Origin of the sequence: Streptomyces sp. NPDC001941, assembly GCF_040296945.1 — a bacterium.
Classification (GTDB): domain Bacteria; phylum Actinomycetota; class Actinomycetes; order Streptomycetales; family Streptomycetaceae; genus Streptomyces.
On sequence record NZ_JBEOYE010000114.1, the window covers coordinates 1 to 20990 of the forward strand.

The 20990-nt window shown below is 72.9% G+C and carries 22 protein-coding genes; 8 read left to right on the top strand and 14 right to left on the bottom strand.

Annotated elements, in window-relative coordinates:
• Window positions 1-144: 144 nt before the first annotated feature.
• From ABT160_RS40915 to ABT160_RS40935, 5 genes are all read right to left on the bottom strand, one after another.
• Window positions 145-1197 carry an HTTM domain-containing protein gene (locus tag ABT160_RS40915; RefSeq protein WP_351653915.1) on the bottom strand — a complete coding sequence of 351 codons (1053 nt, stop codon included), beginning with the start codon at window positions 1195-1197 and terminating at the stop codon, window positions 145-147.
• A complete protein-coding gene (locus ABT160_RS40920; RefSeq protein ID WP_351653917.1) occupies window positions 1194-1766 on the bottom strand; it encodes a DUF5819 family protein in 573 nt (190 codons plus the stop codon). The genes ABT160_RS40915 and ABT160_RS40920 overlap by 4 nt, the downstream gene beginning before the upstream one ends.
• Window positions 1767-1852: 86 nt before the next feature.
• Window positions 1853-2206 carry a hypothetical protein gene (locus ABT160_RS40925; RefSeq protein WP_351653919.1) on the bottom strand — a complete coding sequence of 118 codons (354 nt, stop codon included), beginning with the start codon at window positions 2204-2206 and terminating at the stop codon, window positions 1853-1855.
• 174 nt (window positions 2207-2380) lie between these two features.
• Window positions 2381-2707: a helix-turn-helix domain-containing protein gene (locus ABT160_RS40930; RefSeq protein WP_351653921.1), complete on the bottom strand. Its 327-nt coding sequence runs from the start codon at window positions 2705-2707 to the stop codon at window positions 2381-2383.
• A 366-nt stretch (window positions 2708-3073) separates the two neighbouring features.
• Entirely contained in the window at window positions 3074-3835 is a 762-nt protein-coding gene (locus tag ABT160_RS40935; RefSeq protein ID WP_351653923.1) for an SDR family NAD(P)-dependent oxidoreductase, read from the bottom strand.
• Window positions 3836-3946: 111 nt separating this feature from the next.
• Here ABT160_RS40935 and ABT160_RS40940 point away from each other — a divergent pair, with 111 nt between their 5' ends.
• Entirely contained in the window at window positions 3947-4489 is a 543-nt protein-coding gene (locus ABT160_RS40940; protein ID WP_351653925.1) for an AAA family ATPase, read from the top strand.
• 66 nt (window positions 4490-4555) lie between these two features.
• On the opposite strand, the gene ABT160_RS40945 is transcribed toward ABT160_RS40940, so the two are convergent.
• Entirely contained in the window at window positions 4556-4714 is a 159-nt protein-coding gene (locus ABT160_RS40945; RefSeq protein ID WP_351653927.1) for a hypothetical protein, read from the bottom strand.
• A gap of 57 nt (window positions 4715-4771) precedes the next feature.
• Here ABT160_RS40945 and ABT160_RS40950 point away from each other — a divergent pair, with 57 nt between their 5' ends.
• Window positions 4772-5218 (top strand): TIGR03618 family F420-dependent PPOX class oxidoreductase, encoded by a 447-nt coding sequence (locus ABT160_RS40950; protein ID WP_351653929.1) that lies wholly within the window; start codon window positions 4772-4774, stop codon window positions 5216-5218.
• A gap of 55 nt (window positions 5219-5273) precedes the next feature.
• Here the strand turns inward: ABT160_RS40950 and ABT160_RS40955 are convergent, their stop codons facing one another.
• Together ABT160_RS40955 and ABT160_RS40960 are read right to left on the bottom strand one after the other, a co-directional pair.
• On the bottom strand, window positions 5274-6311 hold the full coding sequence (locus tag ABT160_RS40955; RefSeq protein WP_351653931.1) for an extracellular catalytic domain type 1 short-chain-length polyhydroxyalkanoate depolymerase: 1038 nt from the start codon (window positions 6309-6311) through the stop codon (window positions 5274-5276).
• A 164-nt stretch (window positions 6312-6475) separates the two neighbouring features.
• Window positions 6476-7237, bottom strand: a complete 762-nt coding sequence (locus ABT160_RS40960; protein WP_351653933.1) for an ArsR/SmtB family transcription factor — start codon at window positions 7235-7237, stop codon at window positions 6476-6478.
• Window positions 7238-7301: 64 nt separating this feature from the next.
• Here ABT160_RS40960 and ABT160_RS40965 point away from each other — a divergent pair, with 64 nt between their 5' ends.
• Together ABT160_RS40965 and ABT160_RS40970 are read left to right on the top strand one after the other, a co-directional pair.
• Entirely contained in the window at window positions 7302-8831 is a 1530-nt protein-coding gene (locus tag ABT160_RS40965) for an MFS transporter (RefSeq protein ID WP_351653934.1), read from the top strand.
• A gap of 89 nt (window positions 8832-8920) precedes the next feature.
• A complete protein-coding gene (locus ABT160_RS40970) occupies window positions 8921-9841 on the top strand; it encodes a PhzF family phenazine biosynthesis protein (RefSeq protein WP_351653936.1) in 921 nt (306 codons plus the stop codon).
• A 28-nt stretch (window positions 9842-9869) separates the two neighbouring features.
• Here ABT160_RS40970 and ABT160_RS40975 read toward each other — a convergent pair whose 3' ends face one another.
• Together ABT160_RS40975 and ABT160_RS40980 are read right to left on the bottom strand one after the other, a co-directional pair.
• Entirely contained in the window at window positions 9870-11051 is a 1182-nt protein-coding gene (locus ABT160_RS40975) for a macrolide family glycosyltransferase (protein WP_351653938.1), read from the bottom strand.
• 92 nt (window positions 11052-11143) lie between these two features.
• Window positions 11144-11797 (bottom strand): CatB-related O-acetyltransferase, encoded by a 654-nt coding sequence (locus ABT160_RS40980; RefSeq protein ID WP_351653940.1) that lies wholly within the window; start codon window positions 11795-11797, stop codon window positions 11144-11146.
• Window positions 11798-12018: 221 nt separating this feature from the next.
• On the opposite strand from ABT160_RS40980, the gene ABT160_RS40985 reads away from it, so the two are divergent.
• Entirely contained in the window at window positions 12019-12762 is a 744-nt protein-coding gene (locus ABT160_RS40985) for a TetR/AcrR family transcriptional regulator (RefSeq protein ID WP_502984392.1), read from the top strand.
• A 5-nt stretch (window positions 12763-12767) separates the two neighbouring features.
• Here the strand turns inward: ABT160_RS40985 and ABT160_RS40990 are convergent, their stop codons facing one another.
• Together ABT160_RS40990 and ABT160_RS40995 are read right to left on the bottom strand one after the other, a co-directional pair.
• Window positions 12768-13418 carry a class I SAM-dependent methyltransferase gene (locus tag ABT160_RS40990; RefSeq protein ID WP_351653941.1) on the bottom strand — a complete coding sequence of 217 codons (651 nt, stop codon included), beginning with the start codon at window positions 13416-13418 and terminating at the stop codon, window positions 12768-12770.
• 110 nt (window positions 13419-13528) lie between these two features.
• Window positions 13529-14095, bottom strand: coding sequence for an LppU/SCO3897 family protein (locus ABT160_RS40995; RefSeq protein WP_351653942.1), 567 nt, complete (start codon window positions 14093-14095; stop codon window positions 13529-13531).
• A gap of 682 nt (window positions 14096-14777) precedes the next feature.
• On the opposite strand from ABT160_RS40995, the gene ABT160_RS41000 reads away from it, so the two are divergent.
• Window positions 14778-16406 (top strand): class I adenylate-forming enzyme family protein, encoded by a 1629-nt coding sequence (locus ABT160_RS41000; RefSeq protein ID WP_351653944.1) that lies wholly within the window; start codon window positions 14778-14780, stop codon window positions 16404-16406.
• Window positions 16407-16543: 137 nt separating this feature from the next.
• Here the strand turns inward: ABT160_RS41000 and ABT160_RS41005 are convergent, their stop codons facing one another.
• Window positions 16544-17581 (bottom strand): SDR family NAD(P)-dependent oxidoreductase, encoded by a 1038-nt coding sequence (locus ABT160_RS41005; protein WP_351653946.1) that lies wholly within the window; start codon window positions 17579-17581, stop codon window positions 16544-16546.
• Window positions 17582-17683: 102 nt separating this feature from the next.
• Here ABT160_RS41005 and ABT160_RS41010 point away from each other — a divergent pair, with 102 nt between their 5' ends.
• Window positions 17684-18649 carry an AraC family transcriptional regulator gene (locus ABT160_RS41010; RefSeq protein ID WP_351653948.1) on the top strand — a complete coding sequence of 322 codons (966 nt, stop codon included), beginning with the start codon at window positions 17684-17686 and terminating at the stop codon, window positions 18647-18649.
• Window positions 18650-18679: 30 nt separating this feature from the next.
• Here ABT160_RS41010 and ABT160_RS41015 read toward each other — a convergent pair whose 3' ends face one another.
• On the bottom strand, window positions 18680-19435 hold the full coding sequence (locus ABT160_RS41015) for a nucleotidyltransferase domain-containing protein (RefSeq protein WP_351653949.1): 756 nt from the start codon (window positions 19433-19435) through the stop codon (window positions 18680-18682).
• A 133-nt stretch (window positions 19436-19568) separates the two neighbouring features.
• Between ABT160_RS41015 and ABT160_RS41020 the strand changes: the two genes are divergently transcribed.
• Window positions 19569-20981 (top strand): hypothetical protein, encoded by a 1413-nt coding sequence (locus ABT160_RS41020; RefSeq protein ID WP_351653951.1) that lies wholly within the window; start codon window positions 19569-19571, stop codon window positions 20979-20981.
• Window positions 20982-20990: the final 9 nt, after the last annotated feature.

Below are 20990 nucleotides of genomic sequence, written 5' to 3' on the forward strand. Positions count from 1 at the left end.
CAGCAGAGCTCAAACGGCTCCGGTGAGAGCAGTGCTCACCTGCTGGCGGCTACGGACCGTAGTCTCCCTCACGGCCCGACGAGTCCCATTAGGTGGGATCTCGTCGGGTCGGGCCGGGTCTGCTCAGGCCTGAGCAGACCCGGGTCATACGAGTTCGGCCTCGGGCGCGGCGGGTCGCTCGGGCACGGGCGCCCGCCCGGGCGGATCCGTACCGGCCGGACCGCTACCGGCCGTGCCTCCCTGCGGCGTGCCGGCCCCGGCGCGTGCGCTCCTGACCCCCGCGAGCCTGCCGCGCGACCACGCGATCGCGCGGTCGAGGGCCCCGGAGAGGAACACCAGGTCGCACGCGATCATCGTCAGGGCGAAGCCGGTGAGCCCCATGAAGAAGGCGATCGACACGTGGAAGCCGATGGACGTCACCGCCGCCCAGGGACGCAGTGCCGGTACGAGCACGCCCATCGGGAAGTAGACCAGGAAGGCGATCGTCCCGTACGTGCCGAGCACGACCAGGAGGTCGTTCTCGTACACCAGGTTCGACCAGCCGGGGAGTTCGAACTCCGCGACGCGCATGACGTAGAAGAGCGCGGTGCCGTCCTGCCACTCGCTGCCCATGACCTTGTAGAGGCCGGAGACGACGTAGACCAGGCAGATCTGGACGGCCACCATGAGGACGCCCAGGTTGTGGAACGGCACTGACAGAGCCCGCAGTTGGCCGGGCACGTGCCGGGCGACGCGGCTCGCGAGGCCGGTCGGCAGGGCGAAGCGGTCGTAGCAGCGGGTGAGGAGCAGGAAGGGGATGACCACGTAGGCGAGGTTGTCCCCGCCGTCCAGGAGCCCCGGCTGCCGCTGGTAGACCGACCACAGCAGGACCCAGTGCAGGACCAGGCCCGCCCGGCCGCCGATGCCGAGCGTCACGGCGAGCGCGGCGACGATGCCCAGGTGGTAGACGAGCTGGAAGTAGCCGGGCGAGGCCGAGAGCGTGTACAGGCTGAAGCCCGAAAGCTGTGCGGTGAACTCCTCGTGCGGGAGCACTCCTCGGGGGCCGAACAGGTAGTCCCGCTCCTGGTACTGGCCCACGTAGTACATGAGCCCGACGAACCCGAGCAGTGCGCGCGTGCCGGAGATACCGGTGACGGCCACGGGGTTCAGGGACCAGTGGTCCAGCCGGGCGGTGAGACGGTGCAGGGATTTCCTCATCGCAGGTCCTGAGTGTTCTTCCAGGCGAAGTCCTTCACCAGGACCTGGCCCTCGAAGGAGGGGTCGTGGCGCTTGGACCACGGCGCGAGCTCGTGCACGTACATGAGCACCTGAACCTTCGCCGCCCGCCCGCCGCACGCGGTGGGCATCTGGTCGTACGCGTAGCGGGAGAGCCCCTTCACGGCTTCTTCCTCGGTCGCCCGCTCGTTGGGCAGCGGAGGGAGCGGGGGCTTCTTGTCGTTCGTCTGCTGCTGGCGCAGCCTCCTGAGGATGTCCTCGGTGCTGGTGAGGTTCTGGAGGTGGGCGGAGACGATCCGCGACTCGCGCGAGGGGAAGAAGCGCGAGGAGCGCGCCTTCTCGATGCCGCGGGCCGAGACGTCGTAGTACTCCGTCACCGATCCGTCCGCGCAGGTGGCCCGCGCGAGGACGCCGCGGTCGTCGGAGACCGGCGTGGGCGCGAAGAGCTGCCAGTTCTGCGAGAAGTACGGGTCGAGGTACTCCGCCACCGCGTCGCCGTAGACGAGCTTGGCCGGGCTGAGCGGCGCCTGGGACAGTGCGGCCGTGGTCATGTGAACGCCCAGGAGGGCGCCGCCGACAACGAGCGCCGCCCTCCTGGTGTTGCGATGCGTGTTCGACACCTGGTGCTTGACGTGCGTCAGCGGTCGAAGACGGTGTCGGCGTCGACGCCCTGCGGGAGCTCCGAGGGGGCGGCGAACACGCTGCCGTGCTGGAGCATGTTGTCGGCGTTGCTCTTCGCGACGACGGCCATGCCCTTGCCGACGGCCGTGGCCTTGTTGGCGGCCTTGGTCGCGGCCTTGCCGACGGCACCGGCCGCCTTGCCGAGCAGGGAGCCGACCGCGAACTGCGGCTTGTCCTGAAGGGACTGGGCGGAGGCGGCGGGCGCGGCGGGCTGGGCGGGAGCGGCCTGCGCACTGCCCTGCGTACCGATGAAGAGGGCGACGCCGGCGGCGCCGACACCGGCGGCGGTGGCGATCTTCTTGAGGTTCATACGGCTTCTCCCCCGAGTCGAATGTCCAGGTCTGGTCACTGTCTGATCGTCGTCCCGCTCAATGCCCGGCTCAATTGCAGCTGCACAGACGGGTGTTGCTTTTCTGCTTGAAGAGCGGTGACAACGACGTCGAGCTTGCCAGCCCGGGGAGGATTCCTCTATTGCCTGGTGAGGCTATGCCGGATCCGGCAATGCCGCACCGGGCAATGCCTCGCCTGACGTCGCGTCACCCTCCAATGCCCCACCCGCCAACGCTTCGCCGGGCAATGGCCCTTCCGTCAACGACTCGTGGAACTGGAAAGAGACGAGCGCGGCCTCGAACCGAGAACGCACACCCAACTTCCTTACGACACTGGTGATGTGGGCGCGTACGGTGCGCTCGGCGATTCCCAGCTGCCGCGCGAGCACACGGTTGGGATCCCCGCTGGCCAGCCGGCCGAGCACCTCGAGCTCGCGCTCCGTGAGCTCCGACAGCGTCGCCGGGTCGACGGATGCGTTCAACAGCCCTGTTCCTGCGACTGCGTTCACGAAAAACTTCCCCCTAGGTCAACATCCCGGCCCGTGAATTCGACGGGCCGAGGGGCCGACTGGAACACGGCACCACCCGGCGATGGTCAGTCGCCGCACCGCACCGACTCCGGCCCCGGTCTTTACTCGCACTTTAGTATCCGGGTGCCAGCAGGGCCAATCGGTGGTGGGGGTGATCGGGGTCGGGGCGGGCGGGACCGGATCGCGTGCCGAACGTCGCGGGCGCAAAGGAAGGTCGACCGGGTCGTGGATCGCGCGTACACGGGCCTCGTCAGTGGAGTTGGCGATGTTCTGCCAGGTGCGTGGCGGAGCACGTGCCGGGTCAGGTTGCGGGGTGAGTCAGGTTGCGGGGTGGGTGTTGCCGAAGAGTTGTCCCGTCGGTCCGTCGGGGCCGAGGGTGGCCGCCCTCACGATGTCGCGGGCGCTCTCGGCGGGCGTGCGGTCGTCGGCGTCGTCGCCGCGCTCGGGGTGGGTGGCGGTGTTCCCGGGGTCGACGGCGTTCACCAGGATCGGGGTGTCGGCCAGGGCCCGGGCGAGCACCCCGGTCAGGGCGTTGAGCATGTACTTGGCCATCGAGTACGCCGGTGAGCGCAGGGGCGCGCCGAGGTCGAGGCCGGCGGCGATCTGCTGGGCCGACAGGCTGGCGACGTTCACGATCCGGGCGGCGGGTGCGGCTTTCAGCAGGGGGAGCAGCGCCTGCGTGAGGGCCCACGGGCCGATCACGGAGACCTCCATCGCCGTGCGTACGGCGTCCATGTCTGCGTCGAGCGCGTCGAGCACCCGGAAGTCGGGCATCGCGCTGGCGTTGTTGACCAGGACGTCCAGACGACCGAAGTCCTCGGTGAGCCGGGCGGCCGCCGCGTCCATGGTCGCGCGGTCGGACAGGTCCAGGGGCAGGGCGGTGACCGCGTGCCCCTCCTGGCGCAGCAGCGCGGCCAGTGGCTCGACGGCGGACGCGTCGCGGGCGGTGAGGACCACGTGGAAGCCGCGTTCGGCCAGGCCACGGGCGACGGCGAAGCCGAGGCCTGCGGCGCGGCCGGCTCCGGTGATCAGGGCGGTCCTGGTGGTGTGGGTCGTCATGGTGCCCATGGTGCGCTTCATGCGTGTGAATCGTGATGCGTGACAACATTGCCGGGCGGCCGGGCAATGCGGTGATTGTCGATCGGCGTGCGACAGGTTGGCGGGACGGAACGACGGCAGGGGGCAATGGGCATGCGACGAGTCCTGGTCGCCGGGAGCACCGGCGCGGGCAAGACCACCCTCGCCCGCGCGCTCGCCGAGCGCCTCGCGGTCCCCTTCCACGAGATGGACGCCCTGGCCATCACCGGGGAGGGGTGGCGGGAGAACCCGCGCCTGCGGGAGGAGGTGGCCGAGATCAGTTCCGGACCGTCCTGGGTCTTCGACTCCTTCGGCCACCCGGAGGTCCGTGACCTGCTGTGGGAGCGGGCCGACACGATCGTCTGGCTCGACTACTCCCGTGCCGTGGTCATGCGACGCGTGCTGCGCCGCTCCCTTGCCCGCACGCTCTTGCGCCGCCGGGTCTTCGGCGGCAACCGCGAGACCGTGGCCACCTGGTTCAGGCCCGACCACCCCGTCTGGTGGGCCTGGTCGCAGTACCGCCGCCGCAGGACCGAGATCGCCCGCCGGTGCGCGGACCAGCGGTTCGCGCCCCTGGCGGTGCTCCACTTCCGCACTCCTCGCGCCGCGCGCGCGTGGCTCGGGAGTGGGCGTACGAAGGCGGATGACAGGGCCTGACCGCAGCGGCGCCCTGGCCTCGTACGCCCCGTACGGGGACGAGGAGGGAAGGTGGCGGGCGTCGCGTCACGGCTGCCGGCTCGGGAGCGGGTAACCGATCTCGGCCATGTCCCCGGCCAGGTCCCGTAGACGCACCTCCGGGTTCAGCGCACGGACCCGGCGCACGGCTTCCACGTCGACCGGCACCTCGAAGTAGTCCTCCGCGAAACGCCAAGCCGATGCCACTGACAGTCCGCGGGCCGGAGCATGCGGGAGTCCGATCATGGTTGGTAGCCTCGACGCATGACTGCGACGTTCGACGAAGCCGTCCGTGCACGCCTCCTGGCCCCCAACATCTGGTACGTCGGTACCGTGTTCGCCGATGGAGCCCCGCAGGTCAGCCCCATGTGGGTGGACCTGGAAGGGGAGGGCGAGCTCACGTTCAACACCTCGGTGGGCCGGGTGAAGGAGGAGAACCTGCGCCGCGACCCCCGGGTCTACCTCTCCCACGCCGATGCCGCCGACCCCTTCGACCGCGTACAGATCAGCGGTGTGGTGACCCGCTTCGTCGAGGGCGAGGAGGCTCACGAGCGGATGGACCGGCTGGCCCGCAAGTACCTGGGCAGCGACCGCTTCGAGTGGACCATGCCCGGTGAGCAGCGGGTCGCGGTGATCGTGTCCCCGGTCAAGGTGCGGCACATCGTGGGGGTCGAGCGGTTCCGGCCCGGCGGGCCCGTCCCCGCTCCCTGACCACGGGAGCAGGAGCAGGAGCAGGAGCAGGCACAGGCGCAGGCACAGGGGATCCTTACGGCAAGCGCTGCGCGGCGAAGAAGTCCCACATCAGCGAGCTCATGTCCGGGCCGAGCGGGTCCGCGAACGGCCCGCTGCCCCCGCCCGGCCACTTGTGGGCCAGGCCCTCCACGTCGTACTTCTCGATCAGCACCCGGCCACCGCCGCGCGCCGTGTACCGCGTGCGGGTGTACGGCCGCTCCTCCGGCGCGTCCACGTGCGCCGTGGCGTCCGGCACGTCGTCCACGTCCCCGTCGAGCCTGCCGTCCACGGCCAGGTCGTCCAGCGCGGCCCACTGCGAGGCCAGCCGGTCCGCCATCCACGGCGGCACCGTGGTGTCCGCGTCCCCCTGCTCGATCAGCAGCGGGACCTGCCGGGCCCGCGGGCCCATCTCGGCGTGCGCCAGCTTCGCGGTGTCCACCGGGCTGACCTTGCCGGGGTCGGGCTTGACCTTGTCGAAGGCGTACTCCCCTCCGGCCAGTGACGCCGCCGACGCGTACACGTCCGGATAGGTCACCGCCATCACCACGGCCATCCCCGCACCGGACGAGGCCCCCGCCACGTGGACCCTCCGGGCGTCCGCGCCGTAGCGCTCCACCACCTGCCGGGTCGCCCCGGCGATCAGGGACGGCTCACCGCTGTCCCGCTGCTGATGGCGCGGGTCGATCGCGTTCCAGCAGCGGAGCAGGTTGCGCAGCGGGTCCTGCGACGGGTAGACGACGATGAAGCCCTTGGCGTCGGCGACCTGGTTGAAGCGCGTCATGTCCTTCATGGAGCCGACGCCGAAGCCGGTCATGCCGCAGCCGTGCAGCGCGACCACGACCGGCAGGCTCGCGCCGGGCCGGTAACCCGGCGGCAGGTGCACTTCGTACGTGACCATCCCCGCCGCACCGACGTACGCACCGCGCTCGTCGTGCCCCGCTGCCGCGAACGCCGTGTCCGCCGGAAGCGGCAGCAGGACTCCCGCCACCACCGTGGCGACGACGGCGAGCGCGTGCCGGATCCTCCTTGCCCGCTTCCCCGTCGTTCCCGTCGTTCCCGTCTTCGCCGTCATTCCCATTACTGGCCTCCCGTGGACGTGATCGGGTCCCGTTTCGGATCCCGCCCATCCTCAGCGCTCGGATTCCGCCGCTACGAGAGGCACGCGCACAACGCGAGGCCCCCTGTCCTGTGCCGTCTCACACGACGCCGTCACGACGCCGTCCCCGTCCCCCTCCGCTACCGCGTGACCTTCATCCCCAGCCGGCGCTCCAGCCCCGCCGCCCCCTCGTCGGTCACCTGGACCACGCGCGGCGACGCGCCCCAGCGCACCCAGTCCAGCTCGAACAGCCGCGCCGCCAGGGCCGCGCCGAGTCCTCCCGCGAGGTGGTGGCGCTGCTCGCTCCAGTCGACGCAGTAGAGCACCGCGGGGCGGCGCGGCGGCAACCGGTCGGCGTCGACGCCGAGTTCGCGCAGGCGCTCCCGGCCCGCGTCGGTGAGTTCGTAGCGGATGTCGCCCCCGTAGGACGCCGGACGGTCGCGCACCGCCTCCTCCGGGCGGTGGACGCCGTCGTACCCGGTGAGCACGCCCAGGCCGAGCAGCGCCCCCATCAGGTCCACGCCGAGCTGCCCGGCCAGGTGGTCGTAGCAGGTACGGGCGCGGTGCAGGGCGGCCGTGCGGTTGCTCTGCTTCAGCGAGGTGACGGGCAGTGGCGGGGCGATGAGGGCCAGGGCCTCCATGGCCGTACAGACGTCCGGGCCGGACAGGCGGTAGTAGCGGCGCCGGCCCTGCGCGACGACCGTGACGAACCCCGCCTCCACCAGCTTGGCCAGGTGCACGCTCGCGGTGGCGGCGCTCACCCCTGCCTCGTCGGCCAGGACGCCCGCGGGCAGTGCGCGGCCGTCGGCAAGTCCCTTGAGCATCTTGGCCCGTGACGGGTCCGCGATCAGCGCCGCGGCACGGGCGATGTCGGTCTGCTGCTTGAGCGGCTCCTCCATCATGACCGCAGCGTACGACATCGATACTTTGACAGCGGACGAAGCTTCCGGCTTCGATGATCTCTCCATGCCCGACGTGACCTCCGAGCCCACGCTTCCCTCAGCCCCCGTGACGACAGCGGCGGTCGGCGACTCCGCGCCGCCGCTCACCACGGCTCCCCTAGCCGCGGCCCCATTGGCCGCGCTCAGCCTCGGCTACTTCCTCGTCATGCTGGACGTCACCGTCGTCAACGTCGCCGTACCCGACATCCGCGCCTCGCTCCACGCCGGTGGCTCGGCGGTGCAGTGGATCGTCGACGGCTACAGCACCCTCTTCGCCGGGCTGCTGCTGTCGGGCGGCGCCCTCGCGGACCGGGCCGGACACCGTCGTACGTTCCTGACCGGCCTCGGCGTCTTCGCCCTCGCCTCGCTGGCCTGCGCCCTGGCCGGGTCCCCCGCGCTGCTGGTCACCGGCCGGATGGTGCAGGGCGCCGGTGCGGCGCTGCTGGTGCCCGCCTCGCTCGGCCTGCTGCGGGCCACCTTCCCCGACCGTGCGGTACGGGCCCGGGCCGTCGCCGTCTGGGGCGCGGTCGCCGCCGTAGCCTTCGGCGCGGGACCCGTGGCGGGCGGGCTGCTCGTCGCCGCCGGGGGCTGGCGCTGGGTGTTCTGGCTGAACCTGCCCGTCGCCGCCCTCGCCGTAGTCCTGACTCTCCGTCATCTACCGTCCTCCACCGGCCCGGAGAGGCACCGCCTGAAAGGGCCCCGCTCGAAGGGGCCGCGCTCGACGGGGCCGCGTCCGAAGGCCGATCCGCTCGGCCAGCTCCTCGGCGTGGTCGGCCTCGTCGCGCTCGCCACGGGCCTGAACGAGGCGGGCACGCGCGGCTGGTCCTCCCCGCTGGTACTCGCGGCGATCGGACTCGGCCTGGCCGCCCTGGTCGCCTTCGCCGCGGTGGAACGCGCCCTGGAGACGCGGCTGTCCGCGGGCGGCCGACGGGCCCCGCTGCTCGCACCGTCCCTCTTCCGCTCCCGCTCCTTCACCGCCACGGCGGTCGTCGGCCTGCTGATCAGCCTCGGCTACTACGGCATGCTGTTCCTCGCCACCCTGTACTTCCAGCAGGAGCGCGGCTTCAGCGCCCTGGCCACGGGCCTCGCCCTGTTGCCCTCGGTCTGCACGGGGCTGGTCGCCGCGCCGCTGTTCGCACGAGTGGCCGCGCGCACCGGTACCTACGCACCCATGGCCGCCGGTCTGGTGCTGGGCGCCACGGGCTTCCTCGGCTGGCTCGCGGCAGGGCCCCGCACTCCCTACCCCGTACTGCTCTTCGCACTGGTCGCCACCGGCCTCGGGCAGACGCTGACGGCCCTCGCCGCCACCGCCGCGATCGTCGACGCGGCGCCTCCCGAGGGCGCGGGGGTCGCCACGGCCGTATTCAATGTGTTCCGTCAGGTGGGCAGTACGGTCGGGGTGGCCCTGTTCGGCACATTCGCCACCGCCGCATCGGGCTTCACGACCGGACTGCACGTGTCGGCGGGAGTCGCCGCGGCGGCCTTCGCGACCGGGGCTGTGCTCGCCGTCACGACTCGTCGACGTATGAACACCCCTACAGCCGAACAAAACTGACGCTCCCTCACGCCTCCCGTACTCCCTTCGAGACAACCGTCTTCGAGACAACCTTCAGACCTCAGAACCGATCAGGAAGGCCCCTCACCATGTCGGACCCCAAGACGACCACCACGCCCGCAGCCGCAGCCGCAGCCGCAGCCGATGTGCGACTGACCGCCGAAGTGCTCCACTACACCGCCTTCACCACCAGCCCGACGGGCGGCAACGGCGCCGGGGTCGTCCTCGACGCCTCCCGGCTCGACGACGAGGCGATGGTAGCGATCGCCGCCGAACTCGGCTACTCGGAGTCCGCCTTCGTCACGCCCGGGCCCGACCCCGAGGCCGACCGCTCGTTCACGCTGCGCTTCTTCAGCCCCAAGGCGGAGGTCGGCTTCTGCGGCCACGCCACCATCGCCACCGCCGTGGCCCTGGGCGAGCGCCTGGGCGAGGGCGACTTCGCCCTCCACACCGCCGCGGGCCAGGTGCCCGTCAGCGTGCGGGAGGAAGGCGGCGTCATGAAGGCCACACTCACCAGCGTCACCCCCCACGTGGACGACGTGGCCGCGGAGGACGTCACCGAGGCTCTGGCAGCGCTCGGCTGGCGCGCGGAGGAACTGGACGCCCTGCTGCCGCCGAGGATCGCGTTCGCCGGTGTGCGCCACCTGGTGCTCGCGGCGGCGACCCGCGAGCGACTGGCCGATCTGGACTACGACTTCGACCGCCTGCTGGAGCTGATGCGGCGCCTGGACCTGACGACCGTGCAGTTGGTGTGGCGCGAGTCGGAGACGGTCTTCCACGTCCGCGACCCGTTCCCGGTGGGCGGTGTGGTGGAGGACGCCGCGACGGGCGCCGCGGCGGCGGCCTTCGGCGCGTACGCCCGCGAGCTGGCCCTCGTCCCCGCGGACGCGCGGCTGACGCTCCACCAGGGCCACGACATGGGCCGCCCCTCGCTCCTGGAGGTCACCCTGCGCGCGCACGACCCGCGGGTACGCGTCACTGGTACCGCTCTCGCCCTGCCCCAGGGGTGACGGGGCGGGCCGCGTCCCGGGCCTCGCCTCAAACCGTGGTGAGCAGGTCTCCGATGAGGGCGGCGGCGCGGCGCGTGCCGCCCTCGGCCCGGGCTTCTTCGCGCAACTGCCTTGATCGGGCGGCGCGTTGTGGGTCCGAGAGCAGGTCGTCGAGGGCCGCGCGAAGGGTCGTGGCGGTGGCGTCGGCGGTGTCCACGCGTCGGGCGACGCCCAGTTCGACGAGCCGGTCGGCGTTCATGAACTGCTCGGCCCCCTGCGGGACGGCGATCATGGGGACGCCGGCCAGGAGTCCCTCGCCGCAACCACCCATCCCCGCGTGCATGACGAAGGCGTCGGCCCGTGCCAGGACCGCCCGTTGGGGCACCCAGGAGTGCACCTCGGTGTTGGCCGGGACGGTGCCGAGTTCGCCGGGGTCGGTGTGCTTGCCGATCTGGAGCACGACGTGCCAGCCGGGCAGGTCACCGAACGCGGCGAGGCACTCGCGGTAGAAGGCGGGTTGGCGCGTGTACGCGGAGCCGAGCGAGACCAACAGTACGTTCTCCGCGTCCGCCGGACGGGTCCAGCCGTCCGGCTCGGCGCGGGTGTCGTAGCAGGGGCCGACGAAGGTGACCCTGCGGCCGTCCACCCGGTCGGCGTGCGGCTGCATCGCGCGCGGGATCAGGGCGAGCGCCCGGTCCGGCCGCCCCGAGAAGGCGTCGACGTCCAGGGTCGTCGCCCCGCACCCGGCGAGCCAGCGCGCGAACCCGTCGCGGTACGCGTCGGCGCCGGGCAACGCCTTGAGGTGGGCGCCGACTTCCTCCTCGTACCCGTCCCACCCGACGAACGTCGGCGACAACTGCAGGAGCGGGCGTCCTTGCTGCTCCGCCAGGGCGCGTGCCGCGTAGGCGCCGATGTCGTACAGGTAGAGGTCGGCCGGGTCCGTGTCGTAGGCGGCGCGGAGTCGCGGGAGGGCCTGGACGGCGTCGTCGAGGAAGAGGCTCGCGGCGGCGATCGGGTCGGCGGGCCAGTCGTTGTCGACGACGGGCAGCGTGGACGCGCAGGGGATGAACTCGGCGCCCGTGGGCTCGATGAGGTCGGCCACCTGGGGGTCGTTGGCGTACGTGACCCGGTGTCCGAGGTCCACCAGTTCGCGGATGAGGGCGAGGCTGGGCAGGACGTGGCTGACGGCAGGGATGCCGACCATCGCGATGTGGGCGGGGGGACGGGGCATGCGCGACCTCCTCGGGGTGCGGCGGGGCGGGGCGCGGAGGGTCGGATGTGGGGGCCGGGGTCGGGCGTGGGGTATCGGGACCGGCGTGGGGGTCAGGACGCGGCGGACGGTGGGGCGGCCTGCTCCAGTGCGGCGACCGCGCCGGACATGATCGTCCGTACGTGCGCGGTGACGTGCTCCAGCGGCCAGTCCCACCAGGCGACGGCGAGGAGACGGGCGACGTCCTCGGGCTCGTAGCGGGTGCGGATGAGGCGGGCCGGGTTGCCGCCGACGATGCCGTAGTCGGGGACGTCGGAGGTGACCACCGCGCCGGTCGCGATGATCGCGCCGTGCCCGATGCGCACCCCGGGCATCACCGTGACGCCGTGCCCGAACCAGACGTCGTTCCCGACGACGGTGTCACCCCGGTTCGGCAGGCCGGTCAGCAGGTCGAAGTGGTCGGCCCAGGAGCCGCCCATGGTCGGGAAGGGGAAGGTGGAGGGCCCGTCCATGCGGTGGTTGGCGCCGTTCATGAGGAACCGCACGCCGGTGCCCAGCGCGCAGTACTTGCCGATGACCAGCTTCTCCGGGCCGTAGTGGTAGAGCACGTTGCGGGTCTCGAAGGCGGTCGGGTCGTCGGGGTCGTCGTAGTACGAGAACTCCCCCACCTCGATCAGCGGCGACGTCACCAGCGGCTTGAGCAGCACGACGCGCGGCTGCTCGGGCATGGGGTGCAGGACGGTGGGGTCTGCGGGAAGGGGCGGCATAGGCGGGACGGGTCCTCTCAGGGCCAGGGCAGGGGCCGGGTGTGCGAGCTGTGCGGAGTGTTACTGCTACATCTGTTGCATTAAGCTGATGGCGATGTTGGCACAGGCACAGCGCAGCGATCAACCCGATTACGGGACCGGGGATGACTGAACCCACGAGAGAATCCGCGAGAGAACCCACGAAAGAACCTACGAAAGAACCCACGGCAGGGCCGAAAGCGGTGCCGGAGCAGACGTCGGAGGCAGAAGCACCCGCCCCCACCGGCCCGGACCGCCTCCCGGACCGCCGCCCTGGCGGGCGCACCGCGCGCGTCAGGGCGCAGGTCCTCGACGCCGTGCGCGCCGAGCTGGAGGAGAACGGCCACGAGGGCCTCACGATGGAGGGCGTCGCGGCCCGCGCGGGCGTGCACCGCACCACGCTCTACCGGCGCTGGCGCGACGTGGGCGGGCTGCTCGTCGACCTCATCGCCTCGGCGGGCGAGATCGACTGGCAGCCGCCGGACACCGGCTCGCTGCGGGGCGACCTGACGGCCCTGAACCAGGAGATCCAGGAGTCGCTGGTCGCCAGGCCGTCCTTCGCCGTCGCCCTGATGGCGGCCTCGTTCCACTCCGAAGAGGCCGCGCGGGCCCAGACGCGGATGTGGGACGACCGCTACGCGCAGTGCGAGGTCCTGGTCGAACGCGCCGCGGCCCGCGGCGAACTCCCGTCAGGAGGCGTCGAGGCACGCGCCCTGCTCATCGCGGCCACGGCACCGCTGTACCACCAACTGGTACTCCTGCGCACCGAACCGGACCCGCACCTACCCGAACAGGCGGCGCGGGCAACGGTGTTGGCGGCGGGCGCGGGGGCCTTCGGGCCCCGGGAGGAGCCCCGGGAAGAGCCCCGGGAGGAGTCCGAGGACGAGCCCCGGGAGAAGTCGGGGGAGGGGCCCCGGGAAGAGCCCCCGGATGAGGGGGACGCGTGACGCCGTCAGCGGAGCCGGCGGGCGCGGATGACCACGTCGTCGGTGTGGTGGGCGCCCGCGCCGCCCTCGGGGACCACCCTCGGGCGCTGTTCGTCCACCTCCACCTTCCAGTCCTCGTCGAGCAGCGCGGAGACCATCGAGGGCCAGACGTAGTCCGCGGGGTCGAAGCCGCCCGTGTCCGCCGACTGGTCCTCCATCCCCGCGTGGTGCACGAGCAGCAGCACCCCGCCGGGTGCGACGGCCGCGAGCAGGGCACGTTCCGCCGCGGCGTCCGGGGTGCGCAGCAGCGCCGGGTACTGGGCGGAGACCAGGTCGAAGGAGCCGGGTTCGAGCGGCGCCTCCGTCAGTGCGGCATGGATCCAGCGCAGCGTGACGCCCGCGTCGCGCGCGTGTCCCTCCGCCCGCTCCAGCGCCACGCCCGAGACCTCCAGCGCGGTCACGTCCCAGCCCTCGCGCGCCAGCCAGATCGCGTCCGCGCCCTCGCCGCAGCCCACGTCGAGCACCCGGCCCGGCGTGAGCCCATCGACCTCGGCCACGAGCGCTCCGTTCGGCTGGCCGCTCCACAGCTGCTGTCGCTCGGCGTACCGGTTGTCCCACTCGGCCCGCACCGCGGGGTCCCCGAGGTAGGCGTCGGCGGGCGGGGTGTTGTCGGACATGGGCGCTCCTGTGGTGTTCGCGGTCACGGGACCACCCTCCGCCATCGCGTCCCGGTCATGCCACTTCTGTTGCCGATCCGGCAAAACGCCTTCCTGTCCGGCCCCGCCCCTCAGCGCCGCCTGACGCAGGTGCCCGCCCGCCCGGGGTCGGTGCTCACGTACTCGGAGCGCAGCACGTAGTCCCGCGGCCCGCACGACGCCGAGCCGACCACCTCGTACTCGGCCAGCGGCGATCCGCAGTCCGTCTTCGTCAGCTGCTGCTCGGGCCAGTCGGCCGCGTTGTGCACGCAGTCACCCACCGAGAGCGTGCCGGCGTCGTCGTCGCCCGCGAAGAGGCCCACCACGGTGAGGGCGGCGAACAGCAGCACGACCAGTGCGACGGGCGTGAGGACCAGCATCGCGGGGGCGCGGCGCAGCACCCGGCGGCCCGGGTCGAGCGGCGGGCGCACCGCCCCCTGCGGTTCGGACAGGCGGCGCAGGGCGGACCGGGCGCCCAGGACGTTGGCCAGGACGACGAAGGGCGTGACGAAGAAGGAGAAGAGGCCCCACCAGCCGGTGACCAAGGTGTCGGAGGTCATCTGCCGGTAGACGGACAGGCCACAAGTGCGGCAGAGGGTGCCGCGCCGCGTGAGCGTGCGCATCACGATGACCATGCCCTGGTGGGCGCGTACGGTCACGTGGGTCGCGGGCTGCGCCCCGCAGACCTCGCAACCGGCCTGCGGCCCGGGCGCACCGGGGTGGCCGTACTGCGGGGAGGGGGCCGGGGACCCGTACGCCCCGTGACCGTACCCCGTGGGTCCTTGAGTCGTGGGGCCGTACCCCGTGGGTCCTTGCGTCGGATATCCGTACGGTTGCGGGGTGTTGGGGTTTCCGTACCCGTACGGGGTGGGGGGATTTCCTTGTGGGTACGGGGCGTTGGGCTGGGCGGTCGAGGGACTGCCCGGATTCCCGTACGGAACCTGCCCGTTGGCGTTCCCGTACGGACCCGGCTGCGCACTCGGCGCACTCGGCCCACTCGGCGGCGTGCCGTACGGGTTCGGCTGGTCCGGCCGGCGGCCCGGCTGACCGTACGGGCCGGGGCCGCCCTGCGCGGGCGGCTGTGGTGGCGGACTGGTCATGGCGCGGCTCCCCCTGCGTCGGTGCAACCAGCACCCTAACGGGCGCCTCCCGGGGCCCGACACCCGAGGTGCGGTAGCACAGCGGTAGCACATGCGACCTGTGAAACACGGCGGTACGGACGGGTCCAGGGCTCCGTACACCGGGCGCCGCGCGGGCGCGCACATCGTACTCCCCCGCCCCGTGGCCGAAGTTGGCCCCCTGTGAGCGGCCCGCTACCAAGCGGCATGTTTGCATGTGTCCATGATCGCTAACGCACAACAAGCAGCCGGGGCAAGGACGTACGTGGATCGCGTCCTGGAGCACTGGTGCCAGGCCGAGGACACCGAGGCACTCGTCCAGGGGACGCGGCGGCTGACCCGGGCCGAGGCGCGGCGGCGGCTGTTCCAGCTCGGGCACGCGCTGCGCCGCGAGGGGCTCGCGCCCGGTGACGGGGTGGGGCTGTTCCTGGCCAACCGCGTCGACTCCGTCCTGGTGCAGCTCGCGGTCCACCTCATCGGCTGCCGCGTGGTCTTCCTGCCTCCCGAGCCGGGTCCCGGTGAACTCGCCGCGCTGGTCCAGCAGTCGGGGGCGCGCGCCGTGGTCACCGACCCGCTCTTCGCCGAGCGCGCCGCCGACGCGGCTGCCCGCAGCGTCCACGCGCCGGCGCTGATCGGCCTCGGGCCCTGCGCCCAGCCGTGCACCGACCTGCTGGCCGTGGCGGACGCCTGCCCGGCGGAGCGCCCCGAGCGCGCACCCGCGCCGGGCGCCGACGAGGCCGTCACCGTCCTCTACACGGGCGGCACCCTGGGCCGCCCCAAGCTCGCCGCGCACAGCCACCGGCTCTACGACGCGCTGGTGGACATGACGCGTGACGACCCGGAGGACGGCGGACAGGACACCCGCCCGGCGTTCCTGCGCACCACGGCGCCGGGCGCGGAACGGGTCCTCGCCTCCACGCTGCTCACCCACGGCAGCGGCCACCTCACCGCGATACAGGCCCTGGTGACCGGGTCCGTCCTGGTGGTGCTGCCCGAGTTCGAGGCGGAAGCCGCGCTGACGGTGCTGCGCGAGGAGCGGATCACCGCCACCATGTTCGTACCCCCGATGCTGTACGCCCTGCTGGACCACCCGGAGTGCAGGCCGGGCGCGCTGCCCGCGCTGCGGCGGATCGCCGTCGGCGGGGCCGCGACGTCACCGAGCAGGCTGCGCCAGGCCGTCGAGGTCTTCGGGCCGGTGCTCAGCCAGGGGTACGGACAGTCGGAGGCGCTCGGCATCACCGTGTTCGGCGCCGAGGAACTCGCCTCGGAGACGGTCAACAGGCCCGAACTGTGGCGCAGTTGCGGGCGCGCGCTGCCCGACGTCGAGGTCGTGATCCGCGACGAGGACGGCGCGCCGCTGCCCACCGGGCAGGTCGGCGAGGTGTGCGTCCGGGGCGCGACGGCGATGCTCGGCTACTACGAGGACCCCGAGCGCACCGCGGAGGCCCGGCACCCCGACGGCTGGCTGCGCTCCGGGGACATGGGCTACCTCGACGCCGAGGGGTACCTCTACCTGGTCGACCGGGCCAAGGACATCATCGTGACCGGCAGCACCAGCGACAACGTCTACTCCCGGGTCCTGGAGGACTTCCTGCTCGCGCTGCCCGGTGTGCGCAACGCGGCGGCGCTCGGCATGGCGGACGAGGAGTACGGCGAGGCCGTGCACGTCTTCCTGGCCGCGGCCGAGGACGCCGGGGTGGAGCCGGACGCGGTCGGCGTGGCGGTGGTGGCCGAGCTGGGCGAGCTGTACCGGCCGCGCAGGACGGTGATCCTCAGCCAGTTGCCGACGACGAAGGTCGGCAAGGTCGACAAGAAGGCGCTGCGCGCGGAGTGGGCGGCTTCCGAGCGCTGAGCTGAGCGCGTGCCGACTGTGGGGGGCGTGGGCGGGGATGCGGTTCGTACGGGCCTGGGCCCTGGCCGGCCGTCGACTCGTACGGGCTCGTGCCCTGCCCCTCGCTCCCCTCGCTCCGCTCGCAAGCTCCTCCTCCCTCAGCGGGCCGTCAGTCGTTCGCTGAGGTCCCAGAGGCGGGCGGCCGTGTCCGGGTCGACCGCGTAGTCGAGGACTCCTGCCGGCGCCTTGTCGTCGCGCAGCCAGGCATCGCGGTCGTCCTCGGGCACGAGGGGGCTGATGTCGCAGTTCTCGCAGTACACCCCGCCCAGGCCGGCCAGCCGTGGGCTGGTCGCGCACCACACCAGGGTCGCCGCGCCCTGCGGGACGCTCTTCAGCTGCCGGGCCGCGTCCCGTACGGGCGTACCGTCCTCGTCGACGGCACCGGCCGCCCGGAGGGCGTCCTCGGACAGGTGCTTGGCCAGGCCCGTGTCGACGATGGTGCCGGGGTGCGCGGCGAACGCGCGCACGCCCTCCGCCCGGCCGCGGCGGTCCAGTTCGACGGCGAACAGGGCGTTGGCGGTCTTGGACCGGCCGTACGCGACGAACGGCTCGTACGGCGCGTGCCGGAAGTCCGGGTCGTCGAGGTCGACGGGCGCGAAGCGGTGGCCGCGCGAGGACACCACGACCACGCGGGCGCCCCCGGCGGCCCGCAGCACGGGCCACAGCCGGGAGACCAGCCGGAAGTGGCCGAGGTGGTTCGTCGCGAACTGCGCCTCCCGGCCGCGCGCGTCCCGGGCCAGGGGCGTGGCCATGATCCCGGCGTTCGCCACGAGGAGGTGCAGGGGGCGCCCCGACGCCAGGAAGCCCTCGGCGAAGGCGTCCACGGAGGCGGGGTCGATCAGGTCCATCGGGACGACCTCGACCCCGCCCGTCCGGCCGGACCTCCCGGGGGCGCCGCTTCCTCCGCCGCCCCCGGTCCCTTCCAGCGCGGCGGCGGCGCGTGCCGGGTCGCGGGCCGGTACGACGACGTCGGCGCCCGCCGCGCGCAGCACGCGGACCGTCTCCAGGCCGATGCCGGAGTAGCCGCCGGTCACGATCGCGACCCGGCCGGTCAGGTCGACGCCCGCGGCGACCTCCTCGGCCGTGGACCCGGGCCCGAAACCGGAGTGCAGGGGTTGTTGTGCGGTGGTGGTCATGGGGCCTCTTCCTTCCGGAGCTGTCCGTCCCGACCACCGTAGGTCCGTCATCCCGGACGATGAATGCTTGAGAGTCCGCTCTACTTGCGCGAGAGTTCAGGCATGTCCGCCGATCCCCTCTCCGACGCCCTGGCCGTGGCCGACGCCCGCTGCGTCTTCTCCGGCGGCTTCACGGCCGGGGGCGACTGGTCCGTACGGCTGCGCGGCCGGGACAAGCTCAAGATCAACGCGGTGGTCCGGGGCAGCTGCCTGCTGGTCCCCGAGGACGGCGGCGAGGTCCTGCGGATCGAGGCGGGCGACGTCGTCGTCACCGACGGGCGGCGTACGTACGTCCTGTGCAGCGACCCCGCCCTGGAGCCGGTGGCGGCGGCCGACGTCGTCGTCGACCCGGGCAGCCGGATGGCGCGGCTGGGCGAGGGGGACGAGTTCGTCGCCGTCTCCGGCCACATCGACCTGAGCCGGGACAGCGGCGACCTGCTGCGGGCGGCCCTGCCGCCCCTGGTCCGGCTGCGCGCCACGGCGACCGAGGCGCCGGTGCTCGGCTGGCTGGTGGGGCAGATCCTCGCGGAGATGACGACCGGGCGCCCGGGGGCGGACTTCGCCGGGGACCAGCTGGCCCAGCTCGTCCTGGTCCAGGTGCTGCGGGTCTGCCTCGACGGCGCGCCCGACCTGCCGGCGGGCTGGCTGCGCGGACTGGGCGACGACGGGATCGCCCCGGCCCTGCGCCTGATGCACGCCGAGCCGGGACGCGCCTGGCAGCTCCGGGAACTGGCCGGGGCGGCCGCGATGTCGCGGACCACGTTCGCCCTGCGGTTCAAGGCGGCCGTGGGAGTGCCGCCGCTGACGTACCTGCTGAACTGGCGGATGGGGCTGGCCGCGCGCGCCCTGCGGGAGGGCGGGACGCCGGTGTCGGTGCTCGCGCGGCAGGTCGGGTACGCCTCCGAGAGTGCGTTCAGCAACGCTTTCAAGCGCGCCACCGGGGTCGCCCCGCGGCGGTACCGGGACACGGTCCGCGCGGACGCGGACGACGCGGACGTGGCCCATGGGGAGGCCGCAATCGCGCGGTGACGTCCGCCGTCAGGTCAGGGCCCCCTTCGGCTACCGCTCCAAGCGGACGCGTACGACGAGGTCGTCCAGCTCCGCGTGCCCGCCGGGGGCGTCGGGGAGCGCCGTGGCCGCCTGGGCGGCGTCGAGCACCCCGTGCAGCCGCTCGACGTCCGCGCGTACGACGTCCTGGGCGATGCCGGCCGCCCCGTGCTCGGCCTCGACCTTGGCGGCGACCAGCTCCGCCAGGTGGGCGGGTGCCTCAGCGGTCGCGGCCGCCAGGGTGGGGAGGTGGGCGACGACCTCGCCGGTGCGCATCAGGTGGATGCCGGTGAGGAGCGCCCGGAAGGTGTAGAGCAGCGGCTTGAGCTCGCCGGTCTTCTCGAACAGGCGCCACTGCGTGACCGCGAACCCCCGGTAGTGGTGGGCGTGGTGCGCGGTGAGGGTGGCGGGGGCGAGGGCGACCAGCTCGCGGTGCGCCTCGGTGGTGTGCGCGACCAGGGGCGAGAGCAGCTGTTCGAGTACGTAGCCGTTGCGGCGGAGCATCAGGCGGACGAACTTGCGCAGGTCGTGCGTGACCAGGTCCATCTCCACGCCGTCGCGGTCCCACATCTGTGACCGGGTCTCGTCCGGCTCACCGAGGCCCACCAGGGCGGCGGTCGGCAGGAGGTGCGCGCCGCGCAGGTCGACGTCGGAGTCCCGGGACGGGAAGCCGTACAGGTGGGCGCCGGAGACGGTGGCGAACAGCAGCGGGTGGGGCTGCTCGGCGACCACCGCGGCCAGATCGAGAGAGGGGGCGTCGAGTGTCACGCCACAAGCGTCGCAGACCGCACGGCGTCGGCCTCGGGAGGGTCCACGCACCGGCTCCGTGCTGAGGGCGTACGGCTGATCGGGGCGGAAAATGGGAGGAGTTGACCGGACGACCACCGCTAACGTCGTCGTCATGGCAGGACCCGTACCGCGCTGGGCGCGGCGAGACGCGCGCGGCGCGTGTGAACACCTGGAGGCCGGGAGCGACCGGTTCTGGCGGCGCTTCCACCCGGGGCAGCGCACCTTCGACTACCTGTGTCGCGCGTGCGCCGAGACCGGGGGCGGGGGCGGCCCCGAGCACGAGGCGAGGGCGCCGGAGACGGCTCCGGCTCCAGCGCTGGCTCCAGCTCCAGCTCCGGCTCTGGCTCCGGTGACGGCCGAGCTCGTCGAAGGCTTGGAGGGCGGCGCCTACTGGGAGGGCGTCATCGGGTTCCCCGAGCCGGACGACACGCCGGACCAACTCACCGTGCTTCGCCACCAGTTGGATCTGCGGATCGATGCGGTACGGGCCGTGGTGCCGGTCGTCGAGGGGGACGGGGAGCGGTGGATCCTGGCCACGGACGACGCCCTGGTGGAGCTGGACACCGCGACCGGGTCCGCGCGGCGGATCACCGGCCTCGCGGACGTCCTGCCGGAAGCCCTCCCCGGTGCGGAGGACGAGCCGGAGTCCGCGTGGGAAGCGGTGTTCGGGACCGAGGCCGGCGACTTGGTCCTGGCCGCCGACCGGGCCGGGCGTTACGTCGCGGTGGCACCGGCCGGGGGACGGTACGGCGTCGTCGTCGAGACGGCGACCGGTGCCGTCGCCATGGAGCTCGACCGGGGCGACTACCACGAGGACGTCTGCCGTTTCCCGCTCGCGTTCGCCGAGGTGTCCGGCCGGACTGTGCTGCTGCACGCGACGGACTGGAACCGGATGGACTGCTCCGACCCGGCCACCGGAGCCTGTCTGACCGAGCGCGGCACGCCCGAGTACTCGGAGGAGAGCGGCCCCGGCGCCCACTACCTCGACTACTTCTTCTGCGGCCTGACGGTGTCCCCGGGCGGACGGCGCGTCGTGTCGGACGGCTGGTGCTGGCAGCCCTTCGGGCTGCTGGCGATCTGGGACCTGGACGCGTGGCTGCACGACAACCCGTGGGAGTCGGAGGACGGCCCGTCCCGGCGTACCGTCGAGTTCCGGCCCTCCGTGTGGGACTCCCCGCTGGTCTGGCTGGACGACGACCGGCTGGCCGTCTGGGGGATGGAGAGCAGCCGCGACGACATGCCGCGCCCCGGGGTGCGGCTGTACGACGTCGCCACCGGGGAGGAACTGGACTGGTTCCCGGCCGCCCGTGCCGCGTTCGCCACCGACGGCACGCTCCTCTACGCGCTGGGGCCCGGCCTCACGGTGTATGACACCGCCACCGGCCGACGGCTGCTGACCGCCCCGGCCCTCACCACCCACGCCCGCCACCCCGGTACGGGCCGCCTGCTCGTGGTGGACGAGGAGGGGGCGGTGGGACTCCTGGAGGTCGCGCCGGGACGTGGGGTGGGTGCGGGCGGGGACTGACGTGGAGCC

What these genes read in the sequence shown, in the direction of transcription:
- ABT160_RS40915 (WP_351653915.1), bottom strand. Translation starts at nt 1,197, where the DNA reads ATGAGGAAATCCCTGCACCGTCTCACCGCCCGGCTGGACCACTGGTCC.
- ABT160_RS40920 (WP_351653917.1), bottom strand. Translation starts at nt 1,766, where the DNA reads ATGACCACGGCCGCACTGTCCCAGGCGCCGCTCAGCCCGGCCAAGCTC.
- ABT160_RS40925 (WP_351653919.1), bottom strand. Translation starts at nt 2,206, where the DNA reads ATGAACCTCAAGAAGATCGCCACCGCCGCCGGTGTCGGCGCCGCCGGC.
- ABT160_RS40935 (WP_351653923.1), bottom strand. Translation starts at nt 3,835, where the DNA reads ATGAAGCGCACCATGGGCACCATGACGACCCACACCACCAGGACCGCC.
- ABT160_RS40940 (WP_351653925.1), top strand. Translation starts at nt 3,947, where the DNA reads ATGCGACGAGTCCTGGTCGCCGGGAGCACCGGCGCGGGCAAGACCACC.
- ABT160_RS40950 (WP_351653929.1), top strand. Translation starts at nt 4,772, where the DNA reads ATGACTGCGACGTTCGACGAAGCCGTCCGTGCACGCCTCCTGGCCCCC.
- ABT160_RS40955 (WP_351653931.1), bottom strand. Translation starts at nt 6,311, where the DNA reads ATGACGGCGAAGACGGGAACGACGGGAACGACGGGGAAGCGGGCAAGG.
- ABT160_RS40960 (WP_351653933.1), bottom strand. Translation starts at nt 7,237, where the DNA reads ATGATGGAGGAGCCGCTCAAGCAGCAGACCGACATCGCCCGTGCCGCG.
- ABT160_RS40965 (WP_351653934.1), top strand. Translation starts at nt 7,302, where the DNA reads ATGCCCGACGTGACCTCCGAGCCCACGCTTCCCTCAGCCCCCGTGACG.
- ABT160_RS40970 (WP_351653936.1), top strand. Translation starts at nt 8,921, where the DNA reads ATGTCGGACCCCAAGACGACCACCACGCCCGCAGCCGCAGCCGCAGCC.
- ABT160_RS40975 (WP_351653938.1), bottom strand. Translation starts at nt 11,051, where the DNA reads ATGCCCCGTCCCCCCGCCCACATCGCGATGGTCGGCATCCCTGCCGTC.
- ABT160_RS40980 (WP_351653940.1), bottom strand. Translation starts at nt 11,797, where the DNA reads ATGCCGCCCCTTCCCGCAGACCCCACCGTCCTGCACCCCATGCCCGAG.
- ABT160_RS40990 (WP_351653941.1), bottom strand. Translation starts at nt 13,418, where the DNA reads ATGTCCGACAACACCCCGCCCGCCGACGCCTACCTCGGGGACCCCGCG.
- ABT160_RS41000 (WP_351653944.1), top strand. Translation starts at nt 14,778, where the DNA reads ATGATCGCTAACGCACAACAAGCAGCCGGGGCAAGGACGTACGTGGAT.
- ABT160_RS41005 (WP_351653946.1), bottom strand. Translation starts at nt 17,581, where the DNA reads ATGACCACCACCGCACAACAACCCCTGCACTCCGGTTTCGGGCCCGGG.
- ABT160_RS41010 (WP_351653948.1), top strand. Translation starts at nt 17,684, where the DNA reads ATGTCCGCCGATCCCCTCTCCGACGCCCTGGCCGTGGCCGACGCCCGC.
- ABT160_RS41020 (WP_351653951.1), top strand. Translation starts at nt 19,569, where the DNA reads ATGGCAGGACCCGTACCGCGCTGGGCGCGGCGAGACGCGCGCGGCGCG.